This is a genomic window from Parahaliea mediterranea (assembly GCF_003402235.1).
GTDB classification, from domain to species: domain Bacteria; phylum Pseudomonadota; class Gammaproteobacteria; order Pseudomonadales; family Halieaceae; genus Parahaliea; species Parahaliea mediterranea.
Map to the genome: position 1 here is coordinate 85,382 of NZ_QEWO01000006.1, position 12,152 is coordinate 97,533.

The window sequence follows — 12,152 nt, forward strand, 5'->3', positions numbered from 1 at the left end:
GTTGGTCGGATGAAGTCAGGGCGCGGTGTCGATACGCTCCCATACCTGGGTGCGTCCCAACCAGGACACGCCCATGTAACCACGCAGCTCCAGCCGCTCGCCACCGTCGATCACCTTGACCGCCGCGTCGTAGACCTTGCCGCTCTCCGGGTCCAGCACTTTGCCGTCTTCCCAGGTGGCGCCACTGCCGCTCAAGCCCCACAGGATCACCATGCCTTCAATGGGCTGGCCCTTGCGCTCGCCGTCGCAGGCCTTGCACACCGGGTTGGGCTCGGAGGGGTCAAGCAACTTCAGCAGGCGGCCGCTGAGCTCGCCATTGTTGATGCTGACCTCCACCACGCCCTTGGCCTTACCGGTCTCGTCGTCGATGGAACGCCACTGCCCCACCGGGCTTGGGCCATCGGCCAGGGCCAGTGTGCTCAGGCACAGCAGGCAGAGGTAAGTGAATGCGCGTTTCATGATGTGCTCCTTTGTTGGTGTTGTTATCCGTGGGTTTTACGTGGGTTTTACGTTAGTTAGTCGCTTGTTATTGACCCGACCCGTCAGACCGCCGGGCAGGCCTCCTCGGCAAACTGCGCCCGCAGGGCCGGTTTGTCCACCTTGCCGGCGGCGTTGACGGGCAGTGCGTCCACCCGCAGCCAGCGCCTGGGGGTTTTGTAGCCCGCCAGCTGGCTGCGGCAGTGCCCGGTGAGGGTCTCGTCGTCCACCGTATCGGCGAGCTGGATCACCGCCGCCACCACCTCGCCCCAGCGGGCATGAGGCAGGCCGATCACCGCGCAGTCGCGCACCGCAGGGTGGCCGCGCAGCACTTCCTCCACCTCGCGGGAGGCCACATTCTCGCCGCCGCTGATGATCATGTCTTTTTTGCGATCCACCAGGTAGAGGTAGCCCTGTTCGTCAAAGCGGCCGATATCGCCGGTGTGCAGCCAGCCGTCCGCCAGCGCCCGGACGCTCTCTTCTGGCTGCCCCCAGTACCCGGACATGCACTGGCGCGCCCGCACCAGCACTTCCCCCGGCTCCCCCGGCGGGCAGTCGCGGCCGCTCTCATCCACCAGGCGCACCTCGGCGGTGGGCAGGGGGCGCCCCACCGAGCGCAACAGGTGGGCATCCTGTTGCGCGGCCCGGGCGTGGTCGGCCGGGGTGAGAAAGGAAATACTCCCGGCCAGCTCTGTCATGCCGTAGCTCTGGCACAGGCCCACCCGGGTTTGGGCCAGCAGGCGCCGCAGCAGCGATTCCGGCATGGCGGCGGCGCCGTAGCCGATGGAGCGCACGGTGGCGAGATCCGCCGGCGAGAAGTCCGGGTGCTCCAGCAACATGGCGATCATGGTGGGGGCCAGGGACAGGGTGGTAACGCCCAACTCGCGGCAGCTGCGCAGGGTGTCGCCGGCCTCGAAGCTGCGCGCCAGCACCACCGCGGCGCCGTAGCGGTGCTGCAGCAATACGTTGTGGGCCGCCACGTGAAACAGGGGGAAGGGATAGAAGTACCGATCTCCCGGCGCCACCGGGCGGCCCAGGGCGGCCGATTCCAGCCCGGCCAGGAAGGCGCTGTGACTGAGCACCGCCCCCTTGGGGCGGCCGGTGGAGCCGGAGGTGAACAGAATCCACACCGCATCGTCTGGCTGCAGTGTCGGCAGCGGCGGTTGCCCGTCATGCTGGTGCCCGTTGCGTTGGTGCCCGCCGCCGCAGCGCCAGGTTTCGAACTCATCGCCCAACGACACCTGCGACACCCGTTGCAGGCTGGCCGGGCTGTCGGGGTGACTGGCCAGCGCATCCAGCAGGGCCGCGTCGCCCACCAGCAGGGTAACCCCCGCCTGCTGCAACTGGTACAGCCATTCCGCCGGCGCCAGCCGGGCGTTCAACGGCACCAGCACCAGCCCCGCCAGCGGCACCGCGTAGATCAGCTCGACAAAGGCCGGGCAGTTCCAGGCCAGCACCCCCACCCGCTCCCCCGGCGCCATCTGCTGTGCCAGGGTGTCGGCCAGTTCTTCCACCCGCTGCTGCAGGTAGGCGTAACTGAGGCGCTGGCCCTGCCACCACAGGGCCGTGGCATCGGGCGACTGGGCGGCCTGCTGCGAGAGTATCTCCGGCAGGGTGCGCGGCGGTTGTGCGCTGGCGGCCGGCGCTGTGCCGATGTGTGGACTGTCCCCTGCTGGCAACGGCGCCTCCTTCTGTGATCCCGCGCGTTCAGGGGGTGGAGGCTAGCACGAAGCGCACCACGCCGGGTACGGGCTTTGCGCCAGGGCAAAACCGGCGCGAGCACCGGGCGCGCGATTTCTCGACTTTTCGCCAGAAAACCGCTGCCGGCGCCGGGGGGGCGCCGTAGACTTTGCTTATTCACGCAGGCTATTCGGGCAGCGATTGCCAGAAAGGGAATGCCGCAGCGCTCAGGGGGCCGAGAACCGTATGCTGACCACCATCAAAGTGTTGACCAAGGATCTGGAGCAGGGCATGTACGTCAGCGCGCTGGATCGCTCCTGGCTGGAAACACCCTTCCCCATCCAGGGCTTTCGCATCGAGACCCCCCAGCAGATCGAACAGCTGCGCAATTTCTGCAGCTATGTGCTGGTGGATGCGCGCAAGAGCCGCCAGAGCGAAGGCTCGCTGCAGGGCAAAATGCGCCAGAGCCGCCGCCGGCAGCCGGTGAGCGGCATTTTCAAGGATCGCGACCTGGCCCCCTACCGGGACGACAGCAACTTTGAAGAGGAGCACCCTCGGGCAGTAGCGGCCCTGGATACCCTGATCGAGGACTTGTGGCAGGTGTTCGAGCAGGTCAACGAGGGGGGCAAAATCCGCGCCGCCCAGCTCAAGCGCTCGGTGGAGCCGCTGATCGGCAGCGTGAGCCGCAACCCCGACGCCTGCCTGTGGATCACCCGCCTCAAGCACCACGACGAATACAGCTACCACAAGGCCCTCAGCACCGCCATCTGGGCGGTGACCCTGGGCCGCGAACTGGGCCTGCCACGGCGCGACCTGCGCTCGCTGGCCATGGGCGCCATGCTGATGGACGTGGGCAAGCTGCGCATCGACCCGACAATGCTCAAGGCCAGCCGCAAACTGCGCCCGGAGGAAGTGCGGCAGGTGCGCCAGCACGTGCACCACGGCCAGGACATCCTGCGCGAGAGCGGCATTCTCAACCAGGATGTGGTGGACATGGTGGCCCACCACCACGAACGCTACGACGGCAGCGGCTACCCCGCCGGCCTCAGGGGCGACGAAATCCCTCCGGTGGCGCGGGTGGCGGGCATCGTCGACACCTACGGCGCGCTGACCAGCGAACGCGCCTATGCCCGGGCCATGAGCCCCTCGGCGGCGATCAAAACGCTGTACGAAATGCGCGATGTGAAATTCCAGGCCGAACTGGTGGAATCCTTCATCAAGGCCATTGGCGTGTACCCCGCCGGCACCCTGGTGGAGCTGAGCTCCGGCGAGATCGGCGTGGTGGTGGCGGAAAGCCGGGTGCGCCGCCTGAAACCCAAGGTGATGCTGCTGCTGGACAACGGCAAGCGGCAGTTGGGGGCGCCGCGGGTGATCGACCTGCAAGAGACGGCGGACAACGACGAGCCCCTGCTGATTCGCCGCAGCCTGGAACCGGGCGCCTACAGCATCGACCTCTCGGCCATCCGCCTGCCGGGCCTGTAGCGGGCAGCCCTGGGGTATCATGGCCCCTGGCCCGCCAGGACAGACCCGCACATGCCCCGACCACCCTTTCGCCGCCACCGGCGCGGCGCCGCAAAATCCTTTGCCCGCGCGCCCTGGGCCCGCGGCCTGCGCAATCTGGTTTTTCTGGCGCTGGCGGCAAGCGCGCTGCAACTCGTCACCCAGGGCGAGATCCGCTGGCCCCAGCAACTGCTGGAACAGGCCAAAGAGACCCTCAACCGCCCCGACGCCGGCTGGCGCCAGGCCTCCGACGCACTGGAAACGCAGGGCCAGCGCCGCGAAGGTAGCCCACTACCGCGCTTCGACCTGAGCGGCCGGGTGGTGCGGGTGGCAGACGGCGACACCCTGTCGCTGCTGGACGCGGGGGGTGAACAGCACAAGATTCGCCTGTACGGCATCGACAGCCCGGAGCTGGCCCAGGCCGGCGGCCAGGCCGCGCGCAAAGCCCTGACCGACCTTGCCTACCAACGCCAGGCCGGAGTGGTTGTGGTGGACAGGGACGACTACGGGCGCGCCGTGGGCACCGTGTACATCGGCAGCAACAACCTCAACCTGGCCCTGGTGGGCGCCGGCCACGCCTGGTGGTACCAGCACCACGCCCCCCACGAGCGGGCCCTGCAGGCCGCCGAGCAGAACGCCCGGCAGCAACGCATCGGCCTGTGGGCGCGCAACAATCCCCAGGCGCCCTGGCAATGGCGCCGGGAGCACCGGCGCCGCTAGGGGCGCAGCAGGGAATCAGGCAAGGCCGGGCGCACCCGGCAGCGAACGGTGGCAGCCAATGGAGGCAATCAGTACCGGGCGGGCGCCGCGGCCACCAGCAGGTGGCCGCTGTCGCCAAGCCACACCAGTTGCAGGCTGTGGCGTTTGTCGCCCACCAGCTCACCGTTCAGCATCAGGTCGGAGCTGACCGGGTACACGCCCTGGGGCAGGCCCTCGGGCAGGGTGAAACTGAACTCACCGGTAAAGCCGCCACCGCGCTCGCCGGCTTCCTTGGTCATGGCCTTGAGGGCGATGGTGTTGTCCTCGTTGTCCCAGATGGTCAGGCGCTCCTCCAGCACCACCGGCTTGCCGCTGCTGCCCTCCACCACCTCAATGTAGGACTTCACCCGCACCTTGGTGCCGGGGCTCACCGCATCGCCGGGCAAAATTTGGGTGCGATAGGCCGACACGGTGGTGTTCACCGGCCGCGAGCCGGTTTCTTTTTCATAGTCGCGGTTGACCTCCTCGGGGGTCTTGGTCTGCACCGAGGTGTAGCCGATGATCATGTCGCGGATGATTTCCTGGGTCTTCTGGACGATGATCGCCTCGGTGGTGCGCTTGGCGGTGTCCTCCACCACATCCTTGAGACGGCTGAAAAAATCCGCGCTGGCGCTGCTCACATAACCGGCGCAAAGCACGGCGCAGCACAGGCTGAGGGGTTTGGGTTTACGCATACGGCACCTCCTGTGGCCTCTGCACATACATCACAATCTGCACATACATCAAAAATAGCTTACTCAATGGAAATATTCCTTTTCGCCGCGCGCTGGGCATTCTCGGCCTGCTGCACCAGTTCACGCGCCGGCCCGTAGCCCGGCACAATGGCCAGGGCGGATTCAGACTTGGCGATGGTGCAGCTGTAATTGCGCGCCGCCAGGCAGTCGCGGGCGTCGTCCAGCAGGGCGTCCGCCGTGCGCTGGTTCATTCTGGCCTGGGCCTGGGCCGAGGCCGATGCCTGTTTGAGTTCCACCGCCCGGGTATTGCCGGCGTCCAGCGCCAGCAGGTCGTCGGCTTTATCGGCCACGCAGTCAAAGCGCGAGGCCTTCAGGCAGTCCTCGGCTTCCTGCAACAGCGCATCAAGCTGGGCCTGCAGGGCGGCCTGCTCGGCCTGCTGCTGCGCCTGCTGCTGTGCCACCTGCTGGCGCAGAGGGTAGAGCTCGGCCCCCGAGGCTCCCGCCGCCTCGGCCTCATCCACCGCCGCCAGCACGCAATCCAGGTCGCCCTCGCCCAGGCAAGCCCGGGCGCGGGCCACAATCGCATCAATCGCCAGCTGCCGGCTGCCGCGCTCGGCCCGCTCCAGCAGTGCCTCGGCGCGGGGCTCGCCGGCCTGCAGGGCCAGCACTTCCCGCGCTTTCACCCGGGCGCAGGCAAAGTCCTTGGCGTCCAGGCAGTCGCGGGCCTCTTGCAGGCGCGCCTCGATCTGCGCGGTGGCCTGGCGCTCGGCCTGTTCCTTGCGCGCCGCGCTCAACAGGCGCTCGGCCTCGGAGTTGTCCGGGGCCAGGTTCCTGGCCACCAGGGCGTTTTCCGCCGCGCAGGCAAAATCACCGCTGAAAAAACAGTCCTGGGCGGTTTTCAGCCGGCTCTGGATGGCCTCCTGCTGGGCCTGGCCGGCCCGGTACTGCTGCCAGCCAATCCAGCCGCCCCCCACCAGTGTCAGCACCACAATGGCGGCGATGGCGGCACGGGCACTGCCCCGGCGCGGCGGAATCAGGGCATCGCGGAAGGCCGCAATGGTGGGCGGGCGCTTGGCCGGGTCGAAGCTCAGCGCCGCCGACAGCGCCTGCCACTCGGGGTTGCTGAGCCCCTCGGGGCGGGCCGGCTTCAAGCCCGCTTCCCGCGCCTCGGCAGCGCTTTTGCGCTGGAAGGGGTGGTCGCCGGTCAGCATCACATACAACACGCAGGCCAGGGCGTAAATGTCGTCGCTGAAGCGCGGCGGCTCTCCGCGCACCATTTCCACCGTGGCGTAGGCCGGGGTCAGCGCACCCAGCTCGCCGGCGTCAAAGTCGTGGCTCAGGGCATTCTTGTTGGCCGCCCGGGCGATGCCAAAGTCGAGGATTTTGGCCGTGCCGCCGGTGGTTACGAAGATATTGCCCGGCTTGAAGTCGGAGTGCACCAGGTCGCGCTTGTGGGCATATTCCAGGCCGGCGCAGAGGTCGCGAAAGTAGCGCAGCGCCACCTCCTTGCTGAAGGGCGCTTCCAGTTTGAGCAGGGCGTCCAGGGGGTCGCCCTTGAGCAGTTCCATGGTCATGTAGATGGTGTCGCCTTCGCGGTCGAAGTCGTGCACCGTGACAATGTTGGGGTGGGCCAGCTTCTGCGACTTCACCGCCTCCTGCTGCAGGGACACAAAGGCCCGCGGGTGCTGGCTGAATTGCTGGCCCAGCACTTTCACCGCGATATAGGGGTTGCGGTCCTCCGCCTCCACCTTGCGCAAATCCTGGGCCTTGTACACCAGGCCCATACCACCGCGACCGAGGATGTCCTCCAGCACAAACCGGCCATTGAGCAGGCGCCCCTGCTGGCTCTGTGCCTCGCGGGCCATCTCCGCGGCCCGGTCGAAGCCGGTGGCGGTGGCACTGCCGGTGAGCGTGCCCTGTTTGGTGCTGTTGTTAGTGTTGACTTCGGTGGCGTCGCTACCGGTTACGGTTGGCGCGTCACCTGATCGGTTATTGCTTTGTTCTCCCACACGGCTGCCCCTTGCCTGGGCCGCCCGGCGAATGCCGAACGGCCAGTCCATGCCTGCGAGGCGGCCACTTGCCGCCCCATGGCAGAGTATAGGAGTTGCCCGTGATCAAAAACAGTGAGCGACATGCCTGCGTTAACAGCGGGGCCCTGCGGCCCCAGCTGCCCTGTTGGCGGGCCCCACCGGCCGCTAGTGGTGGCGGCGCCTGTCGTGGCGGTCGTAGCAGGCGCGCCCCTCATGGTAGTGGCGCAGTGAAATGTTGATGCCCGGCAGGCCGAAGAATCCGCCCAGGTAGTGGCCGCTGTCGTGGCGGCGCCAGTCCGGGTGGCGGTGCCAGTGGCTGCCCCGGTAGTGTTTTTTCCAGTGCGGCGGGGCGTGGTGCTTGCGGTAGTGCTTGGCCCGGTGGTGATCGCGATATTCGTGGTGCCAGCGCTCACGATCACCGTGATGGCGGTCGCCGCGATGCCGGTCGTCAGACAGGGCCGCGCTGCTGGCGCCTGCCAGCAGCGCACCGAGGGTCAGCAGAGTTAACAGGTGTTTCATGACGCAGCTCCTTCGTTACCGTGACGTCGTCGCCACCATAGGACACAGCGTATGAACACAAGCTGAACAGCGCGCAGTGATTGCGCAGCCGCTGTTCAGGCACTGTTCATCTGGCCCGCGCTAGGCTTGCAGCCCTGCCCACGGCGCAGCGGCCGGTATGACACCGCCACGGATGGCGCTACCATCTGCCGCAACCGCCATTGACCAGAGCCCACTGCGCAACCATGTCACGACCTTTTCCCCGCCTTGCCCAGTTGCACGCCCATGCGCGGCCGGACCCATCCCGCCGGCGACGGCTGCTGGCCGCGTTCTGCCTGATCCTGGCGGCACTGGCCCTGACGACACCCGCCCTCAGCGAGGCCCGCCAGGGGCAGCGCGACGAACGGCGCCCGCAGGCGCAGCAGGAGGCGCGGCTATCTCCCCAGCAGGCAGCGGCCCGGGCCCAGGCCAGCCACGGCGGCAAGGTGCTGAAGGTGACACGCCAGGGCAAGGGCTACCGGGTGCGCCTGCTGCTGGACAGCGGCCGGGTGGTCACCGTTACGGTCAAGGACTGAGCCGTGCGCCTGCTGATTGTTGAAGACGACCACCACCTGCGCAGCCAGTTGGCCGGGCACTTCCGGGCGCTGGGCTGGCGGGTGGAAGAAGCCGCCGATGGGCGCGAGGCGGACTATCTGGCGCGGGAATACACCTTCGACCTCGCCCTGGTGGATTTGGGCCTGCCGCAGCGCTCCGGCATGGCGCTGGTGCGCGACTGGCGCGCCGACGGCCTTACCCTGCCCCTGCTGATCCTCACCGCCCGCTCGGACTGGCAGGACAAGGTAGAGGGGCTGGAGGCCGGGGCCGACGACTACGTGACCAAACCCTTCCACCTGCCGGAGCTGGAGGCCCGCGCCCATGCCCTGCTGCGCCGCGCCGCCGGCCGGGCCGACGACTGCGCCACCTTCGGCCCCCTGCGCATCGACTTTCGCGGCCACAGCGTAAGCCGCGACGGGCAGCCGGTCGAGCTGACCCACTCTGAATTCGAGACCCTGGCCTACCTGGCCGCCCGCGCCGGCGAGGTAGTAAGCCGGGGGGAGCTGATCGACCACCTCTACGACCAGGACTACGACCGCGACAGCAACGTGATCGAGGTTTTCGTGGGCCGCCTGCGCCGTAAACTCGACCCCGACGGCAGCCTCAAGCCCATTGAGACTGTGCGCGGCGCCGGCTACCGCCTGGCACCGGGCGGCGAGCGATGAGCACGCCGGCGGCCCTGCCGTCCTCTGCCCTTTACCGGCGCTCGCTGTCGGCCCGCATCCTGCTGGCCAGCCTGCTGCTGGTGCTGCTGTTTCTGGGCAGCAGCGGGCTGTACCTGGAGCGCAGCCATCGCCTGAGTATCGAAGCCGCCCAGGCCGAGCGCCTGCAACTGCAGGTGCTGACCCTGCTAGCCCAGGCCGATTACAGCGACCGCCTGCAAATGCCCACCGAGATGCTGGAACCGCGCCTGAACCAGGCCAGCTCGGGCCTGTACGCGCGCATTACCGGCGCCGGCAACCAGGTGCTGTGGCAGTCGCGCTCGGCCCTGACCCTGGCGGCCCGCTGGCACGGCGCGCCGCTGGGTGCTGGCGAACGCCGCTTCCAGCGCCAGGGTGAGCTCTACCGGCTGGACTACCAGGTGATCTGGGAAACCGCCACCGGCGCCGAGATACCGCTGCGCTTCAGCGTGCTGGAGAGCAGCGCGGCGGTGGATGCGGACCTGGCCACCTACCGCCGCCATCTGTGGCTCTGGCTGGGCGGCTCCACCGTGCTGTTCGCCCTCACCCTGCCGCTGGTGCTGTACTGGAGCCTGGGGCCCCTGCGCCGCCTGGCGGGTGACATTGCCGCCATCGAAGCCGGGCGCAGCGAGCGGCTTGAGGGCGCCTATCCGGCGGAAGTGCGGCCCCTTACCACCAACCTGAACCGCCTGCTGCAAGGTGAGCAGCAGCGCCGCCAGCGGGCCCGGGACACCCTCGCCGACCTGGCCCACAGCCTGAAAACCCCGCTGGCCGTAGTGGCCAGCGCCGACCCAACGCAGGCGAGCTTTCCCACCCTGGTGCACGAGCAGGCCCAACGCATGCAGGACATTGTCGACTACCAGCTGCAGCGCGGAATTGGCGGCGGCCAGACCCTGTTGCAAACGGTGCCAGTCGCACCGGTCATCGAGCGCCTGTGCGCCAGCCTGGCCAAGGTCTACAGCGACCGCAAACCGGCCTTTGACCTTGCAATAGAAGGCGCACCCGCGTTCCGCGGCGACGAGCGGGACCTGCTGGAAATGCTCGGCAACCTGCTGGACAACGCCTGCAAGTACGGAGCCGGCAGCATCCGCATCCAGGCCCGGCAGGGCCCGCAGGAACTGACCATTGCCGTGGAAGACAATGGCCCGGGCATTCCAGCGCCCCTGCGCGAGCGCGTGCGCCAGCGGGGCAGCCGGGCCGATACGCAGACCCCCGGCCAGGGCATTGGCCTGGCGGTGGCCAGCGATATTGCCGCCAGCTACGGCGGCGCGCTGCACATTGGTGACGGGCAGGCCCTGGGCGGTGCTCGCCTCAGCCTGCACTTTCCCGCCTGAACCGCCCGGGGGACCGCCGCTTGCCGCTGCCTGGCGGCGCGGCTAGAATGCGCCCGCCCGGGCCTCCAGCCCGGCCCCGTCCATTCAACCGCCGCCAGCAAGAGCACTCCCGGGATGAATACAGTCACCGTCGACGGGCGCGCTGTCGCGCCCTCCAAAATTGTCTGTGTGGGGCGCAACTACGTCGCCCACATTGAAGAGCTGGGCAATGAGATGCCGCAGGACATGGTGGTCTTCCTCAAGCCCAACTCCGCCATCGGCAGCCAGCTGCAATCCCATGTGGGCGAGCCCCTGCACTACGAGGGCGAACTGGCCTTTGTAGTGGCCGGCGGCGCCCTGACGGCAGTGGGTTTTGGCCTCGACCTCACCCGGCGCGAGCTGCAAAGCCAGCTGAAGGCCAAGGGCCTGCCCTGGGAGCGCGCCAAGGCCTTCGACGGGGCCGCCCTGTTCAGCGACTTTGTGCCGCTGCCCGCCGGTGGGCCCCAGGGCCTTGGCCTGGTGCTGGAGGTGGACGGCGCCGTGCGCCAGCAGGGCGATGTCAGCCTGATGCTTTACCCGCCGCTGGTGGTGCTGGAACAGCTGGCCAGTTTTATGACGCTGGAAGACGGCGACATCATCATGACCGGCACCCCAGCAGGCGTTGGCAAGGTGAACGCCGGCGAAACCTTTACCGGCCTCGTGATGCACGCCGGGCAGCCCCTGGTCAGCGCCAGCTGGCGCGCCTGCTAGCCCGCCGGCGCCACCAACACAGGCGTGGCGCCCGCTGCCACGCGATTGGCGCGCCCGGCAATACGCTGGCGCCGCGCGCTTTCTTACACTCTTGCACTGACCCCCAATCCCACGTATTCCGAAGGAGACTGCAATGATCAGTACGTTCAAAACCAAGCTGCGCATGGCATCGGTTGAAGACCGCCTGAGCCACGGCCTGGGCCTGCGCCAGAGCACCGCCGTGTGGATGACCCGCATGGCTTGGGACATCGCCGACCAGCGCAACATCCACCTGATGGCCTACCGGGGCGACGTCCTGCTGCAGCAGTGTATCTGCCTGCTGGACAGCTCCGTGTACCACAACCTGCTGTGCATGGCGGCCGAAGACAGCCCGCGCTTCGCCGCCTTCCTGAGCGATTTTCGCGGCGAGAGCACCGCCGACACCGCACAGGCTGCCTGACCCACGCAGCGGCTTCCCGGCCCCGGGGGGCCGCCTGGTCCCGCGCCAGGCGCCCGGCCCGGCCCAGCGCCAAAGTGGCGCCCTTCACTGCCCTTTCACGTGTCATTTTCCTGTGATTGTTTCACCGCGCGTTTTGCAGTAGCTTTGATGAAACCCACTACTGTGGCAGCCCATGCAACCCATCCTGAAACTGGATCTTGCGGGCCAACCACGCGGTTGGATTACCGCACAGGAGGCGATTTCCGCCTATGCCAGGGGCGATGTCGTGTACGGCGTCGGGGATCCGCTTCCCCCGGTGTTCGGCGGCATTCAGCGCCTCACCGGGCAGCGTTCGCGCATCGATTTGCAACCCATCATCGCCCTGCAGGGCCGCATCGTATCCGGCTTCACATTATCGCTGTGCAACCGCACGCTGTTTCGCCGCGACGACCACCGCTGCCTTTACTGCGGGCGCCAGTTCAGCCGCGCCGAACTCACCCGCGACCATGTGCTGCCCACCTCCCGTGGCGGCCTCGACCGCTGGGAAAACGTGGTTGCCGCCTGCAAGCGCTGCAATTGGGCAAAGGACAACCGCACCCCGGAAGAGGCCCACATGCCACTGCTGGCGGTGCCCTTTCGGCCCAATATCTGGGAGTGGCACTTCCTGGCCAAGGAGCGGATTCTGGCGGACCAGATGGACTACCTGTCGCGCCAGTTCCACGCCGAGCGCGACTGGGCTCACTGAACGGGCCCACTGACTGAACCCGCTGACTGAAACA

The 12,152-nt window shown here is 67.9% G+C and carries 13 protein-coding genes; 8 read left to right on the plus strand and 5 right to left on the minus strand.

The annotated features are described in order from the left end of the window. Positions 1 to 15: 15 nt before the first annotated feature. Both DDZ17_RS17805 and DDZ17_RS17810 read right to left on the minus strand, forming a co-directional pair. Positions 16 to 459, minus strand: coding sequence for a DUF2147 domain-containing protein (locus DDZ17_RS17805; RefSeq protein ID WP_116368333.1), 444 nt, complete (start codon positions 457 to 459; stop codon positions 16 to 18). A gap of 83 nt (positions 460 to 542) precedes the next feature. Then, a complete protein-coding gene (locus DDZ17_RS17810) occupies positions 543 to 2,156 on the minus strand; it encodes a class I adenylate-forming enzyme family protein (RefSeq protein ID WP_116368334.1) in 1,614 nt (537 codons plus the stop codon). Between the two features lie 247 nt (positions 2,157 to 2,403). Here DDZ17_RS17810 and DDZ17_RS17815 point away from each other — a divergent pair, with 247 nt between their 5' ends. Both DDZ17_RS17815 and DDZ17_RS17820 read left to right on the plus strand, forming a co-directional pair. Further along, positions 2,404 to 3,639: a cyclic di-GMP phosphodiesterase gene (locus DDZ17_RS17815; RefSeq protein ID WP_116368335.1), complete on the plus strand. Its 1,236-nt coding sequence runs from the start codon at positions 2,404 to 2,406 to the stop codon at positions 3,637 to 3,639. A gap of 51 nt (positions 3,640 to 3,690) precedes the next feature. Continuing rightward, positions 3,691 to 4,377, plus strand: coding sequence for a thermonuclease family protein (locus tag DDZ17_RS17820; protein ID WP_116368336.1), 687 nt, complete (start codon positions 3,691 to 3,693; stop codon positions 4,375 to 4,377). A gap of 68 nt (positions 4,378 to 4,445) precedes the next feature. On the opposite strand, the gene DDZ17_RS17825 is transcribed toward DDZ17_RS17820, so the two are convergent. From DDZ17_RS17825 to DDZ17_RS17835, 3 genes are all read right to left on the minus strand, one after another. Next, entirely contained in the window at positions 4,446 to 5,090 is a 645-nt protein-coding gene (locus tag DDZ17_RS17825; protein ID WP_116368337.1) for a hypothetical protein, read from the minus strand. 59 nt (positions 5,091 to 5,149) lie between these two features. Continuing rightward, a complete protein-coding gene (locus DDZ17_RS17830) occupies positions 5,150 to 7,150 on the minus strand; it encodes a serine/threonine-protein kinase (protein ID WP_116368338.1) in 2,001 nt (666 codons plus the stop codon). Positions 7,151 to 7,285: 135 nt separating this feature from the next. Beyond that, entirely contained in the window at positions 7,286 to 7,639 is a 354-nt protein-coding gene (locus tag DDZ17_RS17835) for a hypothetical protein (RefSeq protein WP_116368339.1), read from the minus strand. Positions 7,640 to 7,863: 224 nt separating this feature from the next. On the opposite strand from DDZ17_RS17835, the gene DDZ17_RS17840 reads away from it, so the two are divergent. The 6 genes from DDZ17_RS17840 (at position 7,864) to DDZ17_RS17865 (ending at position 12,118) form a co-directional block, all read left to right on the plus strand. After that, entirely contained in the window at positions 7,864 to 8,193 is a 330-nt protein-coding gene (locus tag DDZ17_RS17840; protein WP_157976717.1) for a hypothetical protein, read from the plus strand. A gap of 3 nt (positions 8,194 to 8,196) precedes the next feature. Beyond that, positions 8,197 to 8,877 carry a response regulator transcription factor gene (locus DDZ17_RS17845; protein ID WP_116368341.1) on the plus strand — a complete coding sequence of 227 codons (681 nt, stop codon included), beginning with the start codon at positions 8,197 to 8,199 and terminating at the stop codon, positions 8,875 to 8,877. Further along, complete coding sequence (locus DDZ17_RS17850; RefSeq protein ID WP_116368342.1) at positions 8,874 to 10,226, plus strand: ATP-binding protein; 1,353 nt, start codon at positions 8,874 to 8,876, stop codon at positions 10,224 to 10,226. The genes DDZ17_RS17845 and DDZ17_RS17850 overlap by 4 nt, the downstream gene beginning before the upstream one ends. A 114-nt stretch (positions 10,227 to 10,340) precedes the next feature. Continuing rightward, positions 10,341 to 10,955 (plus strand): fumarylacetoacetate hydrolase family protein, encoded by a 615-nt coding sequence (locus DDZ17_RS17855; protein WP_116368343.1) that lies wholly within the window; start codon positions 10,341 to 10,343, stop codon positions 10,953 to 10,955. A gap of 133 nt (positions 10,956 to 11,088) precedes the next feature. Beyond that, positions 11,089 to 11,394, plus strand: coding sequence for a hypothetical protein (locus DDZ17_RS17860; RefSeq protein ID WP_116368344.1), 306 nt, complete (start codon positions 11,089 to 11,091; stop codon positions 11,392 to 11,394). A gap of 172 nt (positions 11,395 to 11,566) precedes the next feature. Beyond that, positions 11,567 to 12,118: an HNH endonuclease gene (locus DDZ17_RS17865; RefSeq protein ID WP_116368345.1), complete on the plus strand. Its 552-nt coding sequence runs from the start codon at positions 11,567 to 11,569 to the stop codon at positions 12,116 to 12,118. The last annotated feature ends 34 nt before the right edge of the window (positions 12,119 to 12,152 follow it).

Coding starts and splice junctions, on each gene's coding strand:
- DDZ17_RS17820 (WP_116368336.1), top strand. CDS start 3,691: ATGCCCCGACCACCCTTTCGCCGCCACCGGCGCGGCGCCGCAAAATCC.
- DDZ17_RS17850 (WP_116368342.1), top strand. CDS start 8,874: ATGAGCACGCCGGCGGCCCTGCCGTCCTCTGCCCTTTACCGGCGCTCG.
- DDZ17_RS17855 (WP_116368343.1), top strand. CDS start 10,341: ATGAATACAGTCACCGTCGACGGGCGCGCTGTCGCGCCCTCCAAAATT.
- DDZ17_RS17865 (WP_116368345.1), top strand. CDS start 11,567: ATGCAACCCATCCTGAAACTGGATCTTGCGGGCCAACCACGCGGTTGG.
- DDZ17_RS17860 (WP_116368344.1), top strand. CDS start 11,089: ATGATCAGTACGTTCAAAACCAAGCTGCGCATGGCATCGGTTGAAGAC.
- DDZ17_RS17835 (WP_116368339.1), bottom strand. CDS start 7,639: ATGAAACACCTGTTAACTCTGCTGACCCTCGGTGCGCTGCTGGCAGGC.
- DDZ17_RS17815 (WP_116368335.1), top strand. CDS start 2,404: ATGCTGACCACCATCAAAGTGTTGACCAAGGATCTGGAGCAGGGCATG.
- DDZ17_RS17840 (WP_157976717.1), top strand. CDS start 7,864: ATGTCACGACCTTTTCCCCGCCTTGCCCAGTTGCACGCCCATGCGCGG.
- DDZ17_RS17830 (WP_116368338.1), bottom strand. CDS start 7,150: ATGGACTGGCCGTTCGGCATTCGCCGGGCGGCCCAGGCAAGGGGCAGC.
- DDZ17_RS17825 (WP_116368337.1), bottom strand. CDS start 5,090: ATGCGTAAACCCAAACCCCTCAGCCTGTGCTGCGCCGTGCTTTGCGCC.
- DDZ17_RS17805 (WP_116368333.1), bottom strand. CDS start 459: ATGAAACGCGCATTCACTTACCTCTGCCTGCTGTGCCTGAGCACACTG.